Raw genomic sequence first — 23,355 nt, forward strand, 5'->3', positions numbered from 1 at the left:
GCGGGGCACCACCCCGCGGCACGTGACGAGAACACCGGGCAGATCACCCACACCAATTCCGGCCGCGGGCCGGGGGCGGCGGATACAGTGCGACGACGCGGACCGGTACCGGAAACCGCGCCGCGGCGCGGATCGAAGTCGAACCCCGTGCCGCGACGCGGACGGGGCACGCATACCTTGCCGCGAGACGGCGAGAACACGAAGGGACCGCGGCGCAGCGAGCACCTCAGCGTCGCACCGCGGTAGCGCAACGGTCGCGACGCGGCCGAGAACCCGACGGCGAAAGCATGGAGAGGCACCGCTATGGACCCGCGGGACCGAGCCGACGAAACACTTGCTCGTGCGCGGGCACGGGGCACGTTCGTCGTCACACCGGACAACGCCAGCTCGCCGATGGACGCTTCGACGACCGTGCGGATCCCGCGCACCGTGGTCGCCGCCGCCGATCAAGCCCCGGCCGACACCGACTCGACCATGGCCATCCCGCAGTCCGCCCGGCAGCAGCAGCGCCCTGAGCAGCGGCAGCAATCGCAGACCGGGCAGCAGCAGGCGCAGGCGGGACAGCCGCAGTCGCAATCGCAGACCGGGCAGCAGCAGGCGCAGTCCGGACAGGCGCAACAGCAGACCGGGCAGCAGTACTCGGGACAGCAGCAGCCCGCGCCGCAGCAGGCGGGGCAGTACGGCGGCCGGCAGCAGGGCCAGCAGCCGTCTTCGCAGCAGCAGCACAACGACGGGTACAGCTGGCCGGCGGAGGACTACGGGCAGCTGCCGCCGAACCCGTACCAGGCGCAGCGCGGCGAGGGCCAGTTCGGCCCGCTCGGTTCGCGAGCGGCTCGGCAGAACCAGCAGTACTAGCCCGCGGCGCGCACCGGCACCGCCGGGATTCGTCGCCGCGCCCGCCTGCTCGCGGGAAGCCGGTTCGGGCGCCGCGGACCGCGCGGCGCCCCGACCCGTTACTTCGCCTTCGCGCGCACTTCCAGCCGCGCCCGGACCGCCAGCGCGGCCCGCAGCGCGAGGCGCAGCGGCGCCCACACCGCGCCCCGGTGCCGGTCGGCGAGGTAGCGGTAGGCGCTGCGGTGGTGCTCCACCAGCATCCTGCCGGGCGTCTTCGACGTGGCGTGCCCGCCGACGTGCGTGATCCGGGCGCTCGGCACGTACACGTTGAGCCAGCCCTTGCGGGCCAGCCGGTCGCCCAGGTCGACGTCCTCGAAGTACATGAAGTAGCGCGGGTCGAACCCGTCGATGCCGTCGAAGGCCTCGCGCCGCACCAGCAGGCACGAACCGGACAGCCAGCCCGCGGTGCGCTCGGCGACCTCCGCTTCGGACTGCCGGTAGGCGCGCGTCCACGGGTTGCTCGGCCACACCCGGCCGAACGCGGCGTGCCCGGCGCCGCGGCCCAGCGAGGGCAGCAGCCGGGCCGACGGGTAGACGTCGCCGTTCGGTTCCGTGATCAGCGGGCCGAAAGCGCCGCCGCGCGGCCAGCGGGCGGCCGCGGCCAGCAGCTCGTCCAACGCGCCCGGTGCCCATTCGATGTCCGCGTTGCTGATCACCACCCAGCCGACCTCGGGTCCGAGCGCGGCCACGCCGCGGTTCGCTCCCCCGCCGAAGCCGAGGTTCGCCCCGGTCGGGAGGAATTCGACGTCGGCGCGGGTCTCGGCGGCCTGTTCCGGCGTCCCGTCGGTCGACCCGTTGTCCGCGAGGATCACCCGCACCGGGCGGTCGGTCGCCGCCTTGATCGAGTCGAGGTTGCGGTCCAGGGTCTCGCCGGGCGAGTAGGTCACGATGACGATGGCGAGCTCGTCGCCTTGGCTGCGGGAGGAGGCGGTCACGCCCGGACATTCTGCCGAACGGCGTTCGGCGGCCTCGGGGCGGTGAGCCCGTGTCAGCGGGTGCGGCGGTGCACGTGGTGCGCACGGGAGTAGGCCTCGCGGTGCTCGGCCGCGCACGCGGCCCAGGTGAACTCCTTCGCGCGGCGTTGCGCGGCGGTCGACAGGGCCGAGCGCCGGGCGGGGTCGTCGAGCAGTTCGGTGAGCCCGCCCGCGATCTCGGCGGGCCCCACGCCGCAGTAGGCGACGGCGTCGCCGCCGACCTCCGGCAGGCTCAACCGCCCGGTCGTGAGCACCGCCGCGCCGCAGGCCATCGCCTCCAGCACCGGCAGCCCGAAGCCCTCGCCGATGCTCGGGTAGGCGACCACCTGCGCCCCGCCGAGGAATCCGGGCAACTCCGGGAACGGCACGTACCCGGCGCGGATGACGCGGATGCGGTGCGGCACCGCCTCCAGCGCCCGCTCCACCCGGGTGTCCCAGCCCGGTTGCCCGGCCAGCACCAGCGCCGGGTCGTCCGCGCGACCGCGAGCCGCCGTGGTGAAGCCCTTGATCAGCGCGGGCACGTTCTTGCGCGGTTCGAGGGCGCCGAGGAACGCCACGTACGGCTGGTCGCGCAGGCCCAACCGGTCCCGCACGGCGCGGACCTCCGCGGGCGACGGCGGGTGGAAGTGGTCCGGGTCGACGCCGTGGTGCATGACGTGCACGGCGTCGCGGTCGGCTCCGGCGCTGCGCGCCAGCTCGTCGGCGGTCGCCTCGCTGGGCACCACGCACAGCGTGGCGCGGCGCAGCGCGGCCTTCGTCCAGGCTCGGAAGAAGCGGGCCTTCACCGGCGAGTGCAGCGCGGCGTCGGTGAAGAAGGTCGCGTCGTGCAGCGTGACCACGGACGCGGCCGGGTTCGCCAGCGGCGTCGTGTAGTGCGGCGAGTGCAGCACCTGCGCTCCGAGCCTGCGCACCAGCCTCGGCAGCGTGGTCTGCTCCCAGGTGAGCCGGGCCGTGCGCGTCGCCACCGCCTCCGCGGCCGGGATGATCCGGCTGTTCGGAGCGAGCCGCCCGTACAGCGCCGCGTCCCGCGGCTGGCAGGCCACGCTCAGGTGCGCGCCGTCCTGGTCGAGGGCGGCCAGCAGCGAATCGACGTAGCGACCGACGCCACCGCGGTCCGCGGGAACGGCGGTGGCGTCGACGAGCAGCTGCGGCTCACCCCTGTGCACGCGTGCAGCGTACGGGGGTGCCGGAGCCGATCGTGGTGGGTTCCGCAAATCCGGTTCACGTTCGGCCGAGGTGCGCTCGCCACACGTCGCGGGCGGCGCGGTCCCAGCTGAAGTGCTCCGCGCGGCGAGGTCCGGCCTCGGCGAGCTTCGCCCGCTGATCCGGGTCGTCGACGACGAGGCGCAGGGCGCGGGCGAGCGCACGCGGGTCGGCCCGCCGCACCGCGAGGCCCGCCGTTCCCGCGACCTCCACCAGCGCGGGGACGTCGGAGTGCACCACGGGGGTGCCGACGGCCATCGCCTCGATCAGCGGCAATCCGAAACCCTCGGCGAGGCTGGGCGCGACCAGGGCGGTGGCGAGGCGCAGCAGCACCGCGAGTTCGGCGTCGCCGACCTGGCGCAGCACGCGCACCCGCTCGGCGGGCAGTCCGCACCGCTCGGCGAGGCGCAGCGGGTCCACGTCGCCCCAGCCCGGTTCGCCGACGATCACCAGCGGGATCGCGGGCGCTTCGGGCCGGGCCAGCGCCTCGATGAGGTGCTCGTGGCCCTTGCGCGGTTCGAGGGTGCCGATGATCAGCAGGAAGCGCGGCGGCAGCGTCGCGGCGACGATCCGCGCGTGGTCCGGTTCGGGCTCCGCCAGCAGCGCCGGGGACACCCCTTCCCCGACGACCTGGACCGCGGCGCGCACCGAGGTCCGGTTCGCGAGGTCGGCGGCCACGGCCTCGGTCGGCACGACGATCGTGTCCGCGTCGCGCGTCGCGCGGCCGATGGCGCGGCGGTGCCAGGCGACTCCGCGCGGGGTGAGCGTCTCCGGGTGCGTCCACGGGACGGTGTCGTGCACCGTGACCACGAGTCCGCGACCTCGTTTGCGCGGCGGGGCGAGCGGGGTCATGGCGTGCACCGAGTCGCCGCCGGGCCACAGCGGCAGGCCGTGCTCCCACGCCGTGATCAGGGCTTTGCGCGGCAGCGGCAGGACTTTCGGGGCGCCGACGCCGTCGACGGCGGCTCGGTCGGGGTCACCGGTGCGGCTGATCGCGGCGGTGACCTCCCAGCCGTCGGGGGCGGTCGCGGCCAGCGCCGCCAGCAGTTCGCGGGTGTAGCGGCCCGCTCCGCCGGGCACTGCGGCGACGAGCTGCTCCGCGATCACCACCAGTTCAGGCACGTGCTCACCTTAACCACCGGCTCGTGCCCTTCTCACCAGGTCAGCACCCCTGCGCTCCCTTCAAGATCCACTCGACTCCCGCCTGAGCGCGATTTCGCGAGAAATTGCAAGGCACGCCCTCGGACGGAGCGGGGCGTTTTACCAGCTCAGGCGCTATTTCCGGGGACGTTCCGCTGGTATGCGCTTCGCGATTTCTCGCGAAATTGCGCGAGTTGTCCACAGCGGCGCGATCCATCCACAACTGCGGGGTCGCCGGGTGGGATGTGGACCGTTCCGCCGCTGCGGAGGGAGCGGGGAGGGAGTGAACGGACCGTTCGTCCAGCCGGATCGGACGAACGGTCCGTTCACTCCCGTCGCCAGGTGGCGCCGGGAGTCGCCGGGTGTGGACAGCGGGACGGTCTCGGCGTGGCGCGGGCTAGGGTTCCGGCGAAGTCGCCGCGCCGGTCTCGGACGGTGTCGGTCTCGGTCGCTGTCGATCTCGGGCGCTGTCGATCTCGGGCGCTGTCGGGTTCGGGCGATGCCGATCTCGGGCGCTGTCGATCTCGGGCGCTGTCGGGTTCGGGAGATGCCGGTCTCGGGCGGTGCCCGGGCCGGGCGGTGCCCGGTCTCTGGTGATGCCGGGGCCGGGCGGTGCCCGGGCTCTGGTGATGCCGGGGGCGGGCGCGACGGTGCTCTTCGAGGGGGTGGTTCGGATGCGGGGCGGTGTGCGCAGCACGGTCGTGGTGGTGACGTGGCGCGGACGAGCGCACCTCACCGCCTGCCTGGACGCGGTCGCCGCTCTCGATCATCCACATCGGACACTGGTGGTGGACAACGCCTCCGACGACGGCAGCGCCGAGCTGCTCGCCCGGCACCCGTCGGAACCGGACGTGCTGCGGCTGCCCCGCAACGTCGGCTACGCCGGCGGCATCGCGGCGGCGCTGCGCCGGGTCGAGACGCCGTTCGTGGCCTGGCTCAACGACGACGCCGCGCCGGATCCGGGCTGGCTCGCCGCGCTGGAGGACGCGCTCGACGCGGATCGCGGCGCGTGGGCGGCGGCCTCCGCGATGCGCACGCCGGACGGCGCACTCCAGTCCGCCGGGGTGCGCCTCACCGCGGACGGGCACGGTGCGGACATCACCGATCCTCCGGGAGCGGCCGAGGAGGTGTTCGGGTTCTGCGGCGGCGCGGCGCTGCTGCGGACCGCGGAACTCCGCGCCGCGGGCGGCGTCCCGGAAGAGTTCTTCTGCTACTACGAGGACACCGACACCGCGTGGCGGCTGCGGCTCGGCGGCGGCCGGGTGGTGTTCGTGCCCGCAGCGGAAGTCGTGCACCTGCACGGCGCCAGCACTCGGCCCGGCTCGCCGCGCTTCCACCGGTGGAACGAGCGCAACCGGCTGCTGGCGCTGCTGCGCTGCGCCCCGGCTCGGGTCGCGGCGGCCGAGCTGGCCCGCTTCGCCGCGCTGACCGCGGTGCTGCCGCTGCGCCGCCTGCGCGGAGCCCCGGTCCCGCCGGTCAACTTCCGGCTCCCGCTGCGGCTGCGGGTGCTCGCGGAGGTCGCGGCGATGACCCCGGCAGCGTTGCGCGCCCGCCGCGCACCGACGGTGCTCGACCGAACCGCGCTGTGGACCCGCTGGTCCGGCCGCTGACCACCGGAGCCGAACCCGAGCCAACGGGCCGTTCGCCCGACGAGACCGGACGAACGAGCCGTTCACCCACCCCGCACGCCTTCCGGAACGGAGTGAACGGACCGTCCGACCAACCGGATTGGACGAACAGGCCGTTCACCCACTCCACCCCTGCCCCACCGATCGACGAGCCGATCGAGGTGAACGGACCCTTTGCCCAACGGGATTGGACGAACGGTCCGTTCACTCACTCCGCAGGAGCCGACGCACGGCCGTCCGAGACAGGTGAACGGACCGTTCGACCAACGGGATCGGACAAACGGGCCGTTCACTCGACATGGCCGGTGAGGTGAACGGCCCGTTCGCCCAGCGGGACTGGACAGACGGTCCGTTCACTCACCCCTGTTCCGCTCTGATCGGCGAGCCGGTCGGAGTGAACGGATCGTTCGTCCAACGGGATTGGACGAACGGGCCGTTCACTCCGGCGGGGTTCGCCCGGGTGCCGGGATTGGGCGGATTCGCGGACTGTGTGCGTTCGGCGCGCGGGGATAGGGCACGCTTAGGGGGTGGCTGTTACCTCCGAGTCCGCTGCACTGCCCGCCGTTTCCGTGATCGTGGTCAACTACCGCGGCGCGGACGACACGATCACCTGCCTGCGCGCGGTGCGCGACGAGCTGGACTACCCGGCGGACCGGCTGGAACTGATCTGCGTCGACAACTCCCCCGGCGACGACGAGGCTGCTCGCATCCGCCAGGAGCTCCCGCAGGTCACCGTCCTGGATCCGGGCTCCAACCTGGGTTTCGCCGAGGGGTGCAACCTGGGTTCGCGGTCCGCGTCCGGCCAGGTGCTGGCGTTCTTGAACAACGACGCCCGGCCCGCCCGCGACTGGGTGCGGGCGGCGGTGGCGGTGCTGCGCGCGGAACCGACGGTGGGCGCGGTGGCCAGCAAGGTCCTGGACTGGGAGGGCGAGCTCGTCGACTTCGTCGACGGCGGGCTCACCTGGTTCGGCATGGGCTACAAGCGGCACGCGGGCGAACCGGACGACGGCGGGCACGACGCGCCGCGGGACGTGCTGTTCGGCACCGGCTCGGCGTTGTTCGTGCGCGCGGAGCTGTTCGCGGCGCTGGGCGGGTTCGACGAGCGCTTCTTCATGTTCTACGAGGACGTGGACCTGGGCTGGCGGCTGAACCTGCGCGGCTGGCGGGTGCGCTACGAGCCGCGGTCGCTGACCTTCCACCGCCACCACGCCTCGATGTCGGAGGTGTCCTCGGCGCGGGAGAACTTCTTGCTGGAGCGCAACGCGCTGGCCGCGCTCTACAAGAACGTCTCGGACGAGACGCTGGCGAAGGTGCTGCCCGCGGCGATGGCGCTGGCGATCCGCCGGGCCACGGCGCGCGGCGACGTCGACGCGCGGCAGCTGGAGATGGCGCGGCGACCGGAGGGCCCGGACTTCGACGACGACGTGCCGATCTCGCGGGACGCGCTGGCGGGGATGCTGGCGATCGACCAGTTCGTGGAGCTGCTGCCGCAGCTGAAGGAGGCCCGCGAGGTCGAGCAGGCGGCCCGGGTGCGCACCGACGCCGACCTGGTTCCGCTGATGCGCAAGGCGATGGAGCCCGCCTACCCGTTGCCGCGCTACCTGGCGGCGCACGAGGTGCTGGTCGAGGCGTTCGGCTTGGACGAGGTGTTCGGGCGGCCCCGCAGGATCGCGGTGCTCACCGGGGACTCGGTGGCGGAGCGGATGGCGGGCCCGGCGATCCGCGCCTGGCACATGGCGGAGGTGCTCAGCGCCGAGCACGACGTGCGGCTGGTGAGCGTGAACGCGCACGTGAACCCGCCGGAGTCGGCGTTCCCGGTGGTGGCGGCGAAACCGCGGGAGCTCGGCGGGCACGTGGACTGGGCGGACGTCGTGATCGTGCAGGGGCACGTGCTGGAGTTGGTGCCCGCGCTCAAGCACGCGGACTCGACGAAGATCGTGGTCTGCGACGTGTACGACCCGATGCACCTGGAGCTGCTGGAGCAGGGCCGCGACACCGACGACGAGCGCCGCGCCGCCGATCTGCGGGGCGTGACGAAGGTGCTGAACACCCAGTTGCGCCGCGGTGACTTCTTCCTGTGCGCCTCGGAGCGGCAGCGGCACTTCTGGCTGGGGCATCTGGCTTCGCTGGGCCGGTTGACGCCGGGGCTCTACGACACGGATCCGACGGTGCGGTCGTTGCTGGAGGTGGTGCCGTTCGGCTTGTCGTCGGTGGCGCCGCGCCGCACCGGTCCGGCGATCAAGGGCGCGCAGCCGGGGATCGACGCCGACGACAAGGTCGTGCTGTGGGCCGGTGGCGTCTACAGCTGGTTCGATCCGCTGACGCTGCTGCACGCGGTGTCGCAGGTGGCGCAGCGCCACCACGACATCCGGTTGTTCTTCCTGGGCATGAAGCATCCGAATCCGGACGTGCCGGAGATGGGCATGGCCGACCGGACCCGGCACCTGTCGAGCCGGTTGGGCTTGACCGGCAAGCACGTCTTCTTCAACGAGACGTGGGTTCCCTACGCGCAGCGGCAGAACTACCTGCTCGACGCCGATTGCGGCGTCACCTCGCACTTCGAGCACGTGGAGACGACGTTCGCGTTCCGCACCCGGGTGCTGGACTACCTGTGGTCGGGGCTGCCGGTGGTGACCACCGACGGCGATTCCTTCGCCGACCTGGTGCTCCAGGAGGGCTTGGGCGTGGTCGTGCCCGCGGAGGATCCGGAGGCGCTGGCGGCGGCGTTGGAGAAGGTGCTCTACGACGCGGAGTTCGCCGCGTCCTGCCGGGAGCGCATCGAGGTGGTGCGGGAGCGGTTCACCTGGGAGTCGGTGCTGGCGCCGCTCACGGAGTTCTGCCGCGATCCGCGTCCCGCGGCGGACCGGCTCAGCGCCGCGAGCCCGCTGACCCGGACGCAGACGCCGGACCGGGTGGAGGCGGTGCGCCGCGACGTGGCGCTGCTGCGGGAGTACTTGGACGCGGGCGGCCCGATCGAGGTCGCGAAGCGGGCGGGCGGCCGGTTGCGCAGGCTGGCGGGCGATCGGCTGCGCAAGCGGTGAGCACCCCGCTGCGGGTCCTGCTCGACGGCACTCCGCTGTTGGGCAGGCGAACCGGGATCGGCCGCTACACGGCCTCGTTGAGCGCCGAGCTCGGGCGGATGTCCGATGTGGACGTGCGCGCGATCGGGTTCACCGCGCGGGGCTGGCGGGCATTGCGCGGCGCGGTGCCGCCGGGTGTGCGGGCCGCGGGGCTTCCGGTGCCGGCGCGGGCGGTGCGGGCGGCGTGGTCGCGGCTGCCGTTCCCGCCGGTGGAGTTGCTGGCCGGCGGGTGCGACGTGGTGCACGGCACGAACTTCGCGCTGCCGCCCGCGGTGCGCGCGGGCGGCGTCGTCACGGTGCACGACCTGGCGTTCCTGGACGCGCCGGAGGAGGTCGCCGAACCGGGTTTCGCCGAGCTGGCGCGGTCTTCGGCGCGGCGGGCGGCGGTGGTGTGCACTCCTAGCGCGGCGGTGGCCGACAGGGTCGCGGACCGGTTCGGCGTGGCCCGCGAGGACATCGTCGTCACCCCGCTCGGGGTGGATCCGGAGTGGTTCGAGGCGACCCCGCCGGGCGCTGACCTGCACCGGCTGGGCCTGCCGGACGACTACTTCGTCTTCGTCGGCGCCCAAGGCCCCCGCAAGGGCGTCGACGTGCTGCTGCGCGGCCACGATCGACGGCTGCCGCCGCTGGTGATCGCCGGCCCCGGGGAGGCGCGGCAGGTGCGCAACGTGCTGCGCACCGGGTACCTGCCGGAGCGGGAGCTGCGCAGCGTGGTGGCCGGGGCGCGGGCGCTGGTGCTGCCGTCGCGCGACGAGGGCTTCGGCCTGCCCGCGTTGGAGGCGCTGGCCTGCGGCGTTCCGGTGGTGTGCTCGGACCTGCCGGTGCTGCGGGAGGTCACGGGCGGATTGGCCGAGTTCGTGCCCTACGGCGACGCGGACGCGCTGCGCGCCGCGCTGGAGCGCGCCGAGACCGGGGGCCCGGACGCGGTCGCCGCCCGCCGGGCGCACGCGGCGGGCTTCACCTGGCGCGGCTGCGCGGAGGCGACGCTGCGGGCCTACGAACGCGCCCGGTGATGCGCGGCCGGTGCCGCGGATTTTCCGGACCGTGACCACCGGAGTCACTAGCAGTGCCATGGTTACCCCTCGGTAAGCAGCCCCTCACCGCCCGACGCAGCAGGCATTCGTAGCCGCAGGGCATTCCGATTGGTCCGCGTCGAATCATTTTTCCGATCGATATGGAAGCCTCTCGGAAATCGGTGCCACATCCCACAGCGGAACGACCAATCGTTTCCGCCCCACGTTCCTGAAGTGTCGTTTTCCGACGCTTTCGACGGGAATCCCCTAATAGCGAAAAAGCCGTTGGGGGAACACCCCCGTGTCCAGCCGGCGACCACGCCCCTAGCGTGATGACCACGGACGGAACAGAACGGCGACGCGAAGGTCCCGGCGCGATCGGACTCCGGAAATCGAGGCTCGACGGTCTCGGTGGTGGCTGTGCGGCGGAGTTCCGATGACCTTGCCGGAACTGTTCCGGCCCGCTCGTGCGAAATCCCTGAACGGATGGTGCGAACCGTGGTGACGGTGTACGAATTCCTGCGCCTGGTGGTGACCAGCGCGCAGTCTCGCGCGGAGTTCACCGCGGAACCGCGGGCCTTCCTGGATCAGGCGGGACTGCACGAGCTCAGCAATGCGGACGTGGTGCACGCCGCCTCCTTGGCGCTCGACCACGCGCCGGTCGAGATCGTCGACGAGTTCACCAAGGCCCTGCCCCCGGGCCTGGTCGAGCTCGCCGCCGAAGGCCACGGCGTGCCCCTCTCCGACCTGATGCCGTTCCTCCCGAACGGCCCCGACGACATGGAGTCGAACATGGCAACCCCGGAGATCTTCACCTCGCTCGGCGACGTCGAGGACATGCTGACCCCGACCGCGCGCACCACCGACGCGGAGTCCGCGGACAACAGCGGCAACAGCACCGAGATGTCGCGCAGCGAGGACACCACCGCCTCGGACAACCAGGTCGGCGCCCCCGTCGGCAACGGCAACGAGGTCGGCCTGGTGGGCGACATCAACACCGGCGACATCAGCGGCCTGACCGGTGACCTGAACGCGGGCAACGTCGCGGGCAACGGCGTCACCGACGTCGTCGGCGGCCTGGAGGACACCGTCGGCGGCGTCCAGGGCGGCGACCTGACCGGGCAGCTCTCGGACCTCACCGGCGCCGGCGACCTGACCGGTGGCCTGCAGGACCTCGGCGGCGTGAACGGCGGCGACGTCACCGGGCAGCTCGAGGACGTCACCGGCTCGCTGCCGGTGGACGACCTCGTCGGCGGAGTCGGCGGCGTGGCCCCGATGGCGGACCTGACGGCCCCGCTGACCGGCGCCGACGGCCCGGTCGGCGGCGTCGAGGGCACCGTCAGCGACCTGACCGGCGGCCTCGGCATCTGATCCCGGCGACACCGGGAGGCCACCGGGCGGCGCGCGCCGTCGCCCGGTGGCCTTTTTCGCGAGTGCCCGATTTGCACTGTTCCTGAGCGAATCGGCGTTTTCACCCATCGCGCGGCCGGTCGGCACCGAACACCAGGAGGGGAATGAGCGGGTTCGTGGCAGCCGGTGCGATGACCGGCCGGACGGGAGGGTGCATGCGGCAGCCCCGGCACACCGGGGGACGGCAGGTGGACGACCTCGACGACCTGCTGCTGAGGGTGGGCGCGGGCGAGCTGCGCGCCTTCGAGCTGCTCTACGACCGGACGGCGGCGCTGGTGCACTCGGTGGCCCGCGACGTGCTCGACGACGAGCAGCAGGCGGAGGAGGTCACCCAGGAGGCGCTGGTCGAGGTGTGGCGCACCGCCGCCCGCTACCGGCCGGAGCGCGGTGGCGCCGTGCCCTGGCTGCTCACCGTGGCGCACCGGCGCGCGGTGGACCGGCTGCGCTCGGTGCGCTCCGCGCGGGAGCGGGAGGCGCGGTTCGCCGCGCGGTCGCACGAGACGGCGCACGACTCCGTCGTGGAGGCGGTGCTCACCCGCGGCGAGTACCGCCAGGTGCGACGCTGCCTGTCCACGCTGACGGCGCTGCAGCTGGAGGCGGTCGCGCTGACCTACTACTGCGGGCTGACCTACCGGGAAGCGGCGCAGCGCCTGACGGCCCCGGCGTCCACGGTGAAGACCCGCCTGCGCGACGGCCTGATCCGGCTCCGGGACTGCCTGAACGCCCAGCGCTGATCTTCGATCGGCGAAGGTGCGGCCGAGCCGATCACCGGCGGGTTCTCGCGGGGGGGGCGCTCCCGTTCGATCTCGGGGACCGTCCGGTCGGTGGACACCGGTATGCTCGCGATTTCCTCGATCCCGCAACGAGAAGACTGCACGGCACGAGCCGCAGCGGACGGTCACGTCCCGCCCTCCCATGCCAGCATGAGTTCGGCGTAGGACGGCGAATCGGCCAGCAGCTCGGCGTGGGTGCCGAGCCGGGTGCCGTCGCCGTCGAGCAGCAGCACCCGGTCCGCGCGCCGCGCCGAGGCGAGCCGGTGCGCGATCACCACCAGCACCCCGCCGCGCGCGGCGAAGGCGCGTTCGGCGCGGGCCTCCGACGGGCCGTCGAGGTGCGCGGTGGCCTCGTCGAGCACCACGATCCGCGCCTCGCTCACGTGGACCCGGGCCAGGGCCAGCAGCTGCCGCCCGCCCGCGGACAGCCCCTCCCCGCCGTGCCGGACCGCCCCGTCCAGGCCGCCGAGGTCGCGCACGAGCTCTCCGGCGCCGACGGCGGTGGCCGCCGCCAGCAGGTGCTCGTCGGGGGCGGCCGGGGCGAGCAGCGCCAGGTTCTCCCGCACCGTCCCCGCGAACAGGTACGTCTCCTGCGGGGTGAAGGCGATGAGCCGGTGCCGCCGCGCCGGGTCGAGCTCGGCGACGGGGACGCCGCCGACGCGCACCTCGCCCCCGGTCGGCTCGGTGGTGCCGGTGAGCAGCCCGGCGAGCGTGGACTTGCCGATGCCGCTCGGGCCGATCACGGCGAGGTGGTCGCCCGGCCGCAGGTCGAGGTCGAGGTTCCGCAGCACCGGTTCGGCGTGGTCGCCCCAGCGGTGCGTCAGCCCGCGCGCTTCGACGTCCCCGCCGCGCGGTTCGCCGCGAGGCCGGTCCGGTTCGGCGCCGGAGCTGATCTCGCCGAGCCGGTTGAGCGCCACCATCAGCCGCAACAGCACCGATCCGGTGGTCGCGGCGAGTCCGTGCAGCGCGGGCTGCAAGGTCGCGGTCACGTACACCAGCGCCCCCAGCACGGTGCCCGCGGTGAGGCGCCCGTCCGCGACCGCCGCCGGGGTGATCGCCAGCACCAGCACCACGGGCAGCAGCCCGCCGCCCCCGATGATCAGGGTGCGCAGCGCGGTCGCCGTGGACATCCGGACGGCGGCCCGCGCCTGCTCGTCGATCGCGGCGCGCACGGCACCGGTCGCGGCGTCCTGCGCGCCGCAGGCGACGACGTCGCGCAGCCCGGTGAGCACCGCGCCCGCCTCGGTCGCGGTGCGCTCGTCGGCGAGGGCGAGCTCCCGCTGGCTGCGGGCGAGCGCGGGCAGCAGCCCGCAGAACAGCAGCACCGCCAGCAGCACCGGCGGGGCCACCGGCCACAGCAGCAGCGGGTCCAGCGCGGCGACACCGGCGAGCGCGGCGGCGACGGTGACGAGCAGTCCGCGGGCCTGGACCAGCAGGCCCGCCGTCGCGTCCCGCACGATCTCGACGTGCTGGGTGATCCGGGCGACGCCCGCCGCGTCCGGTCCGCCGCGCGGCGGCGCGGTCTCGTGCAGCACGTCGCGCACCACCCGCCGCACCAGCGAATCCCGCAGCGGTTCCACGATGACGCCGATGCGGCGCCACACGAACCGGACTCCGGCGGCGCCGAGCACGGCGGCGGCGGCGAACGCGAGCAGCCAGGCCGCGCCGACGTCGAGCCTGCCCGCGCCGAACCCGTCGTCGACGGCGTTGCGCACGAACGTGCCGGACAGCAGCGCGGGCAGCGCCTCCAGCGCGGAGCAGGCCAGCAGCACCGCCCAGCCGCGCCAGTGCCCGGCGAGGGCGCGCCGGTAGTCGGCGGCGACGCTCACCACGTTGCTCCTTCCGCGAACACCGCGCGGTAGTCCGGGTCCGCCCACAGCTCGTCGTGCGGGGCGGTGCCGCGGATCCGGCCGTCGTCGAGCCACACCACGAGGTCCGCGCGACGGGCGGTGCCCGCCCGGTTGGTGACGACGATCCGGGTCCGGCCGGGCAGCGCGGCGGCCATCGCGCGTTCCGCGCGGGCTTCGGTGACGGTGTCGAGGCCGGCCGTCGCGTCGTCGAGCACCAGCAGCCGCGGCTGCCGGGCCAGCGCGCGGGCCAGCCCGAGGCGTTGCGCCTCACCGCCGGACAGCGGCGCGTCGGCGAGCCGGGTGAGGTAGCCGTCCGGCAACCGGGTCACCAGGTCGTGCACCTGCGCGGCGCGGCAGGCCGCGGCCACGTCGACCTCGTCGGCGCCGTAGGACACCGCGGTCGCCACGGTGCGGCCGAGCAGCACCGGCCGGGCGAAGGCGATGCCGACGGCTCCGCGCAGCGCGGCCGGAGCGAGTTCCGGCAGCGGCACCCCGTCGAGCAGCACCCGGCCCCGGTCGGGCGGGCGCAGCCCGCCGAGCACCGCGGCGAACGTGGACTTGCCGGATCCGGAACGCCCGGCCACGGCCACGACGGTGCCCGCGGGCACGAGCAGGTCGATCCCGGTGAGCGCGCCGCGCACCGCGACGCCGCTCACCCGCACTTCGCCCGGACCGGGCGGCAACGGCCGCACGCCGACCGGCTCCGGCGTCGTCCGGTGCACTTCGGCGATCCGCACCGCGCAGGAGCGGGCCCGCGACAGGGCGGTGAACAGCGCGGACTGCCGGAGGATCCCCATGCCTGCGCCGGCGTAGCCGAGCGCGGCGAGCACGTCGCCGACGCTGAGCCGGCCGGCGAGGACGCCGACGCCCGCGGTGCCGAGCACCGCGATCTGCACCAGCGGCAGCAGCAGTCCGGCGCGCCACATCATCCGGGCCTGCGTGCGCCACGTCCCGGTACCGGCCGCGCCCAGCCGGTCCAGCGGGCGCAGCACCCGGTGCACCTCCTGCTCGGCGACTCCGGTGGCGGCGATGGTGCGCAGCCCCGTGACGGCGTCGAGCAGCCGCGCGCCGAGCTCTCCGGAAGCCTCCTGGTAGGCGAGCAGGTCGGCGGCGGTGCTGCGCACGTGCGACCGGGCCAGCAGCAGCGCGGGCGGCAGCGTCAGCAGGTAGACCAGCGCGATCCGCCAGTCCAGCAGCGCGAGCGCGACGAGGGCGCCCGCCGACAGCAGCGCGGCGGTGCTGATCTCCACGAGGGTCGCGGTGATCTGGCCCGCGCCCGCGCAATCGCCGGTGATGCGGCTGACCGAGTCGCCCGCCGCGAACGGGCCGCGGTGGCCGACGCGCACCAAGTGGTCGGCGAGGCCCGCCCGCAGCCGGGCCGTGGTGGCGGCGGTGATCCGCGCCGACAGCAGCGTCGCGGCCACCCTGGCGAGCACTCCGCCGCCGCCCAGCGCCAGCAGCACCAGCACCGGGCCGACGGCGCCGCCGCCCCCCGAGACGACGGCGTCGACGGCCCGCGCCAGCGCCTCCGGCACCAGCAGCGCGCACCCGGTGGCCGCCAGCGCGGTCAGCGCGAGCAGCACCACCGACCAGCGCCGCGCCCGCACGGCCACGAGCAGCACGCGGTCCTCGTTCACCATCGGGAGTTCCTCCCGACCCGCGCGTCCGACGCGTGCACCGCACCGCCGGAACGCGCCGGAGGCGAACGCGTCACGGCCGCCGTCACCGGATTCCCGCTCACGGTCTGGTTCCCCTCACCGGGCTCGTCCACGACCACTCTCCGCACCCACCTCCTGCTTCGGAACTTCACCCGACCCCGGAGCAATTCCGCGGGAAATGGCCGCACACCAGCGGAAACGGGTTCACGATCGTGGCGGTGCGCACGGGCAGCACCGGGCGCATCGGGGATCACCCGTCACCCGGGGTGTGCGATTTCGCGAGAAATCTCGTGAGTTGTCCACAACGCACGGATTCGTCCGCAGGTGTCCCGGATCGTGGGCGGGCTCGGGATTTGCGCCACCGCCCCCTGGGCGGGAGCACGATGCCGTGCCAAGCTCCACGTGGGAGCGGCGCACTTGGACTGCGCCGCTCCCACGCTCGGGCTCAGTTGCAGGTGAGCACGCTGACCGTGCTGTTCGCACAGGCCGCCAGCAGGCTCAGGTTGCTGCCGTTGTCGCCGCCGCCGTCGCCGCCGCCGAACGAGGCGTCCTGGTGCGCGTCGAGCTCCTGCAGCTGAAGAACCATCTCCATGGTCGTTCCCTTCCTCGTTTACCTCGCTGTCCGGACGGTGTTCCGCCCGGCGTTCGTGGGTGCCGCGCCAGCCGCGCGGCACGGTTCTCAGTGCGCCGTTCCCGGCTCGGCGCCGAAGAACGGCAGCACCCGGCCGTGCCCGTCGAGCACGGCCGCGACGGTGCCGAGCACCCCGGCCCCGCCGGTGGCGACGTCCGTCGAGAGCCGCAGCAGCTGGTTGCCGGGCATCGCGATGCCGCCGTCGCCGATCGGCAGCGCGTGGACGCCCAGCGCCGCCAGGTGGACGCCGATCGCGTCGGCCCAGCCGGGGTCGGGGCTGCGCCGGTGCGCGGCCGCCAGCGCCGCGAGCAGGCCGCAGCGGCCGAACAGCAGGCCGGGGTGGATGACGAACTCGCCGAGGCAGGCGGAGAGCAGATCTCCCTGCCACCGCAGGCATTCCGCCGCGGGGTGGCGCCGCGCGAGTTCCTCCGCCACCAGGGCGATGCCCGCGCTGCCCACGCCCGCGTAGGGCAGCGTGCGGACTCCGCCGTCGCGGACCTGCAGGCCGCCGTCGTCGGCCCGCACGCATTCGTCGAGGTCCCGCAGCAGGGCCTGGTCGGCGAGCTCCAGCCAGCTCCGCTCACCGGTGGCGTCGTGGAGGTGGGTGAACAGCAGCGCCGGTCCCGCCCAGCCGTCGAGCAGCCCGGCCCGCCCGACCTCGCCCGGCGGCGGTGCCGCGGGCAGCGCCGTCGCGAGCCGGTCGCCGATGTTCACCGCGCGGCGCAGGAATTCGCCGTCTTCGCGCCGGTGCGCGAAGTGCAGCAGGTTCAGCGCGATCCCGGCGAGACCTCCGGCGTAGCCGTGGTCCTCGGTGCGTTCGGCGAGCCCCGCGGCGGCGTCGAGCAGGTCCAGCGCGGCGTCCCCGTGCCCCAGGTTCTCCAGCACGTGGGCGGTGCCGTGCGCGCCGTCGAGCAGGCCGGGGCGTTGCGGTGGCGTGCGCCGCACCGCGTCGAGCAGCCACTGCTCGTGCTCCGGGTAGCGCCCGGCACCGGCCACGTCCAGCGCGTGCAGCACGCCGGCCGCGCCGTAGGCGAATCCGGTGCCGCCGACCCGGAATTGTTCGATGTCGCCGGGGAAGAGCCGGTCGGCGCGCTCGGGAGTGGCGGTGCCGAGCACTCCCTCGGCGAGTCCTTTGCGGACGATGCCCCAGTCCGGTTCGCGCTGGTCCAGTTCGGTGGTCGCGGGCGCGACGCCGTCGGGCAGCAGCCGTTCGCGCAGCGCGTCGCCGTACTCGGCGGGCAGCTCGAAGCACCGGCGCACGACGGTGATGAGCGCGTCGAGCTTGCCGGGAGCCAGTTCCAGCAGCGGGTTCAGCGGCAGGAACACCCACAGCGCGAGCGCGGCCAGCGCGTGCCGGTCGACGTCGGCTCCGGTGACGCCGGGCGGCGCGCGGAAACCGGGGGCGCCGAGCGCGGGTCGCGGCGAGTCCAGGCCGAGCGCGGCCATCTCGAAGTCCACCAGCGCGACCGAGTCGTCCTCGTCGACCAGCACGTTCAGCGGGTGCAGGTCGCCGAAGACCACGCCGCGCCGGTGCACTTGGTCGATCAGGTTCCGGACCCGGTCCAGCAGCGCCAGCGCGCGGTTCGCGTAGCGGGTGCGGTCGTCGGCGGTGACGTGCCGCCGGGTCAGCGGGTAGTTCCGGGCCAGCCACGAGCCGAGCGACCGGCCGGGCATCGGCTCCATCGCCAGGAAGGTGTGCTCCCACACCGGGAACAGCTCGTGCGCCTCGGGAACGCCGTCGATGCCGCTGAGGTGCCGCAGCACCTCGTGCTCGCGGCGCAGCCGGGCCGGCGCGTCGGTGCCGTCGCGGTCCAGCCCGGCGTGCGGGCGGGCCTCCTTGAGCACCACGTCGGCACCGTCGGATTCCCTGGTCGCGCGGTAGACGCCGCCGCCGTTGGAGAAGTGCAGCGAGGAGGTCACCCGGTACGGCAATTGCGCCGGGTCGCCGTTCTTGCGCGCCGCCGAGTGGGGTTCGAGGAACTCCGGCAACCGCACCCAGTCCGGCACGGAGAATCCCGGCCCGCGCACGTCGGGAACGAGCACGCCGTCCGGGCGTTGCACGGCGGGAACCCTGCTTCCGCCGAGTTCCGCCCACCGCTGCTCGAATCCGCCGAATCGAACGTAGAGGGGACCGCCGCCGTAGCGCAGATCGCTCAGCACGTAAGGGCCTGCTTCACCGTCCAGCGCCGCGGAGAGTTCGACCAGAATGGTCCGCAAGTGCTCCTCGTCCACCGGGTAGGCGGTGATGAACTTGCCGCTCCCGGAACGCGGCGCGTATTTCGAGTTCCGCACCAGCAGCACGGCCTGATCGCGCAGGTGCTTGAACGCGACCCGATTGCGCAGGCAGTAATCACCGACGACGCGCAGCACTCGTTCCGCGTTGTCCAGCGTCGCCGAAACGTGCACCTTCCAACCCTGTTTCGGCAGCTCGACGCCGTCCGGTCGCAGCATTCGCCAGATCCCGAGCGAGCCGTCCCGCCAGTCCGAACCGTCGGGAACCGCCAGCAGCCGCACGTATTCGTCCCGGCCGTCGGATTCACCGGAAGAGCCGTTCTGCTCATCGTAGAAGAGCGGATCGGCGAAGCAGAACGCTTCGTACCGGAGATCCATGGCAGACCTTTCACCGAGCAACGATCATGACTTTTCCGCGACAACCCAGTCGGCACGACACTTCGCCGGTCGCCGTGAAATTTCCTCATGGCCACTGGAAAATGCCAACCCGCCGAACCAGTGATCACACTAGACTCAACGAGTGACTACTTAGGTCTCGTTACCGCAAAGTAGAACGCGAAGCGCCGAATCGGACGGCATCGCCAATCACTCGTTCGCCTGTAACGGCCGTCTTCCCAGGCGAAACGGTGCGACCGGAACTCCCCCGGCCGAATCGAATGCACGAATACCGGGAAACACCGAACCCGCGAAAATGCGTGCACGAGAAAGCGGATCGCACACCCCAGAAGTGCACGAGTCACCACGAAGCTGCACATCCGTGCATCAGTGCAACGCGCGTGCCGCCCGTCCGGCGTCGATCGACGCCGTCAGGCCTCTCCGCGCAACGCCGGACCGTCCTGCACGAAGGCATCGGCCAGCGCACTGCGCCAGTCCCGCAACGGGCTCAGCCCCGCCTCGGCCCACGCCCGCGGCGACAGCACCGAATAGCCCGGCCGCGGCGCGGGACGGGGGAAATCGGCCGTGGTGCACGGCAGCACCCGCTCCGGATCGGCCCCGATCTCCGCGAACACCGCGCGCGCGAACTCGAACCAGCTCGCCCGCCCGCCGTTGGTGCAGTGCAGCACCCGCTGCGCCGGATCGCGGCGCGCGGCCAGCAGGCCGGCCAGCTCCAGCAGCCCGTCGGCGAGATCACCCGTCCAGGTCGGCGCCCCGATCTGGTCGTCGACCACGGTCACGGTGTCCCGCTCCCCCGCCAGCCGGACCATCGTCTTGACGAAGTTCGCTCCCCCGGCGCCGTACACCCACGCCGTGCGCACCACCCAGGCGCGCTCGGCGGCCGCGAGCACCTCCTGCTCGCCCGCGAGCTTCGTGCGCCCGTACACCGCGCGCGGCCCCGTCGGATCGGTCGGCTCGTACGGGACGGTCGCGGTGCCGTCGAAGACGTAGTCCGTGGACAGGTGCACCAGCGGAACCCGCCGCCGCGCGCAGGCCCGCGCCAGCGCCGCCGCCCCGTCCACGTTGATCGCCGCGGCCAGCTCCGGTTCGCCCTCCGCGGCGTCCACCGCCGTGTGCGCGGCCGCGTTGAGCACCACCGGGCGCAGGTTGTTGTCCCTCGCGGCCTCGGCGAAGGAGTCCACCTCGTCCGAGACGTCCTGCGCGTCGCGGATGTCCAGCTCGGCCGAGCCGGGCGCGTGCACCAGCCCGGCGACGCCCTTCGCCCGGCGCTGCAGCTCGCGGCCCAACTGGCCCCGGCCACCCGGCACCAGCAGCGCGAGCTCGCCGCGGTCCGCCGTGCTCATCCGGTGACCAGCGCGCCCGGCTTCAGCGGCTCCCACCAGGCCCGGTTCTCCCGGTACCAGCGGATCGTGTCGGCCAGGCCCTCGTCGAAGTCGACCGTCGGCCGGTAGCCCAGTTCCGCGCTGATCTTCGCGTGGTCGACCGAGTAGCGGCGGTCGTGGCCCTTGCGGTCCGCCACGGGCCGCACCATCGAGGCGTCCGCGCCGAGCTCGGTCAGCAACCGCTCGGTCAGCTCCCGGTTCGTCAGCTCGGTGCCGCCGCCGATGTTGTACATCTCACCCGGCCGCCCCGATTCGGCGACGAGCTGGATGCCGCGGCAGTGGTCGGTCACGTGCAGCCAGTCCCGCACGTTGCCGCCGTCGCCGTAGAGCGGCACCTGCTTGCCGTCGAGCAGGTTCGTGATGAACAGCGGCAGCATCTTCTCGGGGAACTGGTACGGGCCGTAGTTGTTGGAGCAGCGGGTCACGCAGACCGGCAGCCCGTGGGTGCGGAAGTACGCGCGGGCCAGCAGGTCGGAGCCCGCCTTCGCCGCCGAGTACGGCGAGTTCGGCTCCAGCGGGTGCTCCTCCGGCCAGGAGCCCTCGTCGATGGAGCCGTAGACCTCGTCGGTGGAGACGTGCACGAACTTGCCCACTTCCGCGGCCAGCGCGGCCTGCAGCAGGGTGTCGGTGCCGACGACGTTGGTGAGCACGAAGTCCGACGCGCCGAGGATCGACCTGTCCACGTGGGACTCGGCGGCGAAGTGCACGACCACGTCCACACCGCGCATCAGCTCCCCGACCAGCGCGGCGTCGCAGATGTCGCCCTGCACGAAGCGCAGCCGGGGATCGTCGGCGACGGTGCTCAGGTTCGCCCTGTTGCCCGCGTAGGTGAGCTTGTCCAGCACCACGACCTCGGCGTCGGCGAACTCCGGGTAGGCGCCGCCGAGCAGCTGCCGCGCGTAGTGCGACCCGATGAAACCGGCACCACCGGTGATCAGAACTCGCATGACACCTTCCGCAAGTGGTGGGCCGGACCAGCGGATCCGGCCCCGGGGCGGGGTCTTCGCCGAGCAGTCTGCCACGTGGGAAACAGGGGAAAGCACGGTACCGAACCACACTCGGTGATCAGACGTGTCCAGCGATCGAGTGACGCCGATGGTCCCTCCCGCGCGCAACCCCATCGGTAGATCACCGTTAGCCTGCACGGTGACCCCGCCGAAAATCACCCCGGCGAGGTGTAACGCTCGCAGGCAGGCCCAAGGAGGATTCGGCGTGGACGACCGGTCGCGACGGCCAGGTGGCCCACCAGGGCAGCCGGGCAGGCCCGTCCCCCCGCGCGGGCCGCAGGGCGGCCAACCCGCCCCTCCGGGCAGGCCCCGGCCGGGCGGACCCGCATCCGCGGGACGGCCGAGCGGCGGCGAACCGCGCCGCCCCGCACCCCCCGATCGGCCCGCACAGCCCGAAGGCCCCGCCCCGGCGGGCCGCTCGGCATCGCGGCGCTCCGCGGGCGACGGGCCGCGCAACCCCGCGGCGCCCCCGGCACCGCCGCCGCCGGACGACTCCGACGGCCCCGGGTCATCCCGCCGCGCCAGCACCATCGGCCGCACCGTGGTGGCGCTGCTGTCGGTCCTGGTGCTCGGCACCACCGGCTACGCGTGGGGCGCGCTGCGCAACCTGAACAACGGCCTCTCCGGCAGCGACGTCATCGGCAGCGGGTTCAACTCACCCGACGGCGCCACCGACGTGCTGCTCATCGGCAACGACAGCCGCACCGACGCCGACGGCAACCCGCTGCCGAAGGACGTGCTGGAGTCGCTACGCACCACCGATGACGAGGGCGGCGACCTCACCGACACGATGATCCTGATGCGCATCCCCAACGGGGGTCAGCGCGCCAGCGCCGTGTCCTTCCCGCGCGACACGATGGTGCAGCTCGGCAACGGCTACGGGGAGCAGAAGCTCAACTCGGCGATGGGCCGCGCGAAGAGCGACGCCCGCGCCCGCCTCGAATCCGAAGGCGTCACCGACCCCAAGCAGCTGGAGCTGCAGTCCAAGGCCGAAGGCCAGAAGTTCCTGATCAAGACCATCGAGGAGCTGTCCGGGGCGAGCATCGACCACTACGCCGAGGTCAACCTGCTCGGCTTCCACGACATCACCACGGCCGTCGGCGGCGTCGACGTGTGCCTGCTCGACGACGTGGACGACAGCGACTACTCCGGCGCGGTGTTCAACGCGGGCCCGCAGACCATCGCGGGCGCCGACGCGCTGGCGTTCGTGCGCCAGCGCCACGGCCTGCCCCGCGGCGACCTGGACCGCGTGGTGCGCCAGCAGGTGTTCATGTCCGGCCTGGCGGGCAAGATGCTCTCCAGCGGGACCTTGAGCAACCCCACCAAGCTCAGCGGGCTGATGGAGGCGCTGAAGAAGTCCGTGGTGCTCGACCAGGGCTGGGACGTGGTCGACTTCGCCCAGCAGATGTCCGGCATCGCCGGTGGCGACATCGACTTCCAGACGATCCCCATCGAGCTCGTCGGCGAATCGGGCGCCGAGGACGTCGAGGCGAACCCCCGCGAGGTCAAGCAGTTCGTGGACAACCTGCTGCTGCCCCCGGAGGAGCGCCAGGCCAAGGAGCAGGCCGCGAAGGCCGCCGAGGAGCAGCGCAGCGGCACCAGCGTCAGCGTGTTCAACGCCTCCGGCAAGACCGGTTTGGCGAGCGAGGTGCTCAGCACCCTCAGCCAGGAGGGCTTCTCGCAGGGCGGCAGCTCCAACGCCGACTCCATGCCGAGCTCGCTGGTCTACCACGCGGCGGGCGACGAGGCCGTCGCCCAGCAGGTCGCCGACTCGCTCGGCGGGCTGCCGCTGAAGGAGAGCAGCAACCTCTCCGCCGGTTCCGTCGAGGTGTACCTGGGCAGCGATTACGCCGGTCCCGGGACGCAGAACTTCGCGGGCGGCAAGCAGATCCGGCTCGACGGCGGCAGGCAGGCCGCTCCGCGCCCCGCTCAGCAGCAGCCGGGCGGACCGGACCAGCCGATCAACGCCGGTGGAGTTCCCTGCGTGAACTGACCGCAACCGCACGACCGATCACCCCGCCGAACCGGGCGCAACGCCGCCCGAGCGGCGGGGTGATCCGGTTAAGCTGGATCAACCTCGTGAT

General features: G+C 73.3%; 16 protein-coding genes. 7 read left to right on the forward strand and 9 right to left on the reverse strand.

The window, feature by feature from the left end:
* Positions 1-393: 393 nt before the first annotated feature.
* Positions 394-855 carry a hypothetical protein gene (locus ACWD38_RS21470; protein WP_450124753.1) on the forward strand — a complete coding sequence of 154 codons (462 nt, stop codon included), beginning with the start codon at positions 394-396 and terminating at the stop codon, positions 853-855.
* A gap of 98 nt (positions 856-953) precedes the next feature.
* On the opposite strand, the gene ACWD38_RS21475 is transcribed toward ACWD38_RS21470, so the two are convergent.
* The 3 genes from ACWD38_RS21475 to ACWD38_RS21485 form a co-directional block, all read right to left on the reverse strand.
* Entirely contained in the window at positions 954-1,829 is an 876-nt protein-coding gene (locus tag ACWD38_RS21475; RefSeq protein ID WP_184482333.1) for a glycosyltransferase, read from the reverse strand.
* Between the two features lie 53 nt (positions 1,830-1,882).
* Entirely contained in the window at positions 1,883-3,013 is a 1,131-nt protein-coding gene (locus ACWD38_RS21480) for a glycosyltransferase family 4 protein (protein WP_184485731.1), read from the reverse strand.
* Between the two features lie 76 nt (positions 3,014-3,089).
* The gene (locus ACWD38_RS21485; RefSeq protein ID WP_184482336.1) at positions 3,090-4,193 is read right to left on the reverse strand and encodes a glycosyltransferase; all 1,104 of its coding nucleotides are present in this window, start codon (positions 4,191-4,193) and stop codon (positions 3,090-3,092) included.
* A gap of 692 nt (positions 4,194-4,885) precedes the next feature.
* Here ACWD38_RS21485 and ACWD38_RS21490 point away from each other — a divergent pair.
* The 5 genes from ACWD38_RS21490 (at position 4,886) to sigK (ending at position 12,076) form a co-directional block, all read left to right on the forward strand.
* A complete protein-coding gene (locus ACWD38_RS21490) occupies positions 4,886-5,821 on the forward strand; it encodes a glycosyltransferase family 2 protein (RefSeq protein WP_184482339.1) in 936 nt (311 codons plus the stop codon).
* A gap of 545 nt (positions 5,822-6,366) precedes the next feature.
* Positions 6,367-8,880 carry a glycosyltransferase gene (locus ACWD38_RS21495; protein WP_450124754.1) on the forward strand — a complete coding sequence of 838 codons (2,514 nt, stop codon included), beginning with the start codon at positions 6,367-6,369 and terminating at the stop codon, positions 8,878-8,880.
* Positions 8,877-9,932, forward strand: coding sequence for a glycosyltransferase (locus ACWD38_RS21500; protein ID WP_184482345.1), 1,056 nt, complete (start codon positions 8,877-8,879; stop codon positions 9,930-9,932). The genes ACWD38_RS21495 and ACWD38_RS21500 overlap by 4 nt, the downstream gene beginning before the upstream one ends.
* 498 nt (positions 9,933-10,430) lie before the next feature.
* Positions 10,431-11,303: a hypothetical protein gene (locus ACWD38_RS21505; RefSeq protein ID WP_184482348.1), complete on the forward strand. Its 873-nt coding sequence runs from the start codon at positions 10,431-10,433 to the stop codon at positions 11,301-11,303.
* A 194-nt stretch (positions 11,304-11,497) separates the two neighbouring features.
* On the forward strand, positions 11,498-12,076 hold the full coding sequence (sigK, locus tag ACWD38_RS21510; protein WP_450124755.1) for an ECF RNA polymerase sigma factor SigK: 579 nt from the start codon (positions 11,498-11,500) through the stop codon (positions 12,074-12,076).
* Between the two features lie 164 nt (positions 12,077-12,240).
* Here the strand turns inward: sigK and ACWD38_RS21515 are convergent, their stop codons facing one another.
* The 6 genes from ACWD38_RS21515 to rfbB all read right to left on the reverse strand — a co-directional run bounded on the left by ACWD38_RS21515 (position 12,241) and on the right by rfbB (position 21,211).
* Positions 12,241-13,944, reverse strand: coding sequence for an ABC transporter ATP-binding protein (locus ACWD38_RS21515; RefSeq protein WP_450124756.1), 1,704 nt, complete (start codon positions 13,942-13,944; stop codon positions 12,241-12,243).
* Positions 13,941-15,605, reverse strand: a complete 1,665-nt coding sequence (locus ACWD38_RS21520; protein ID WP_450124757.1) for an ABC transporter ATP-binding protein — start codon at positions 15,603-15,605, stop codon at positions 13,941-13,943. The genes ACWD38_RS21515 and ACWD38_RS21520 overlap by 4 nt, the downstream gene beginning before the upstream one ends.
* A gap of 463 nt (positions 15,606-16,068) precedes the next feature.
* Entirely contained in the window at positions 16,069-16,215 is a 147-nt protein-coding gene (locus ACWD38_RS21525; RefSeq protein ID WP_184482360.1) for a SapB/AmfS family lanthipeptide, read from the reverse strand.
* 87 nt (positions 16,216-16,302) lie between these two features.
* Positions 16,303-18,864, reverse strand: coding sequence for a class III lanthionine synthetase LanKC (gene lanKC, locus ACWD38_RS21530; RefSeq protein WP_450124758.1), 2,562 nt, complete (start codon positions 18,862-18,864; stop codon positions 16,303-16,305).
* A 428-nt stretch (positions 18,865-19,292) separates the two neighbouring features.
* Positions 19,293-20,225, reverse strand: coding sequence for a dTDP-4-dehydrorhamnose reductase (gene rfbD, locus ACWD38_RS21535; RefSeq protein ID WP_450124759.1), 933 nt, complete (start codon positions 20,223-20,225; stop codon positions 19,293-19,295).
* Positions 20,222-21,211 (reverse strand): dTDP-glucose 4,6-dehydratase, encoded by a 990-nt coding sequence (gene rfbB / locus ACWD38_RS21540; protein WP_450124760.1) that lies wholly within the window; start codon positions 21,209-21,211, stop codon positions 20,222-20,224. Before rfbB ends, rfbD begins: the two co-directional genes overlap by 4 nt.
* A 604-nt stretch (positions 21,212-21,815) precedes the next feature.
* Here rfbB and ACWD38_RS21545 point away from each other — a divergent pair.
* Positions 21,816-23,264: an LCP family protein gene (locus ACWD38_RS21545; protein ID WP_450124761.1), complete on the forward strand. Its 1,449-nt coding sequence runs from the start codon at positions 21,816-21,818 to the stop codon at positions 23,262-23,264.
* Positions 23,265-23,355: the final 91 nt, after the last annotated feature.

The sequence above is a fragment of the Saccharopolyspora sp. NPDC002578 genome (genome assembly GCF_053592695.1).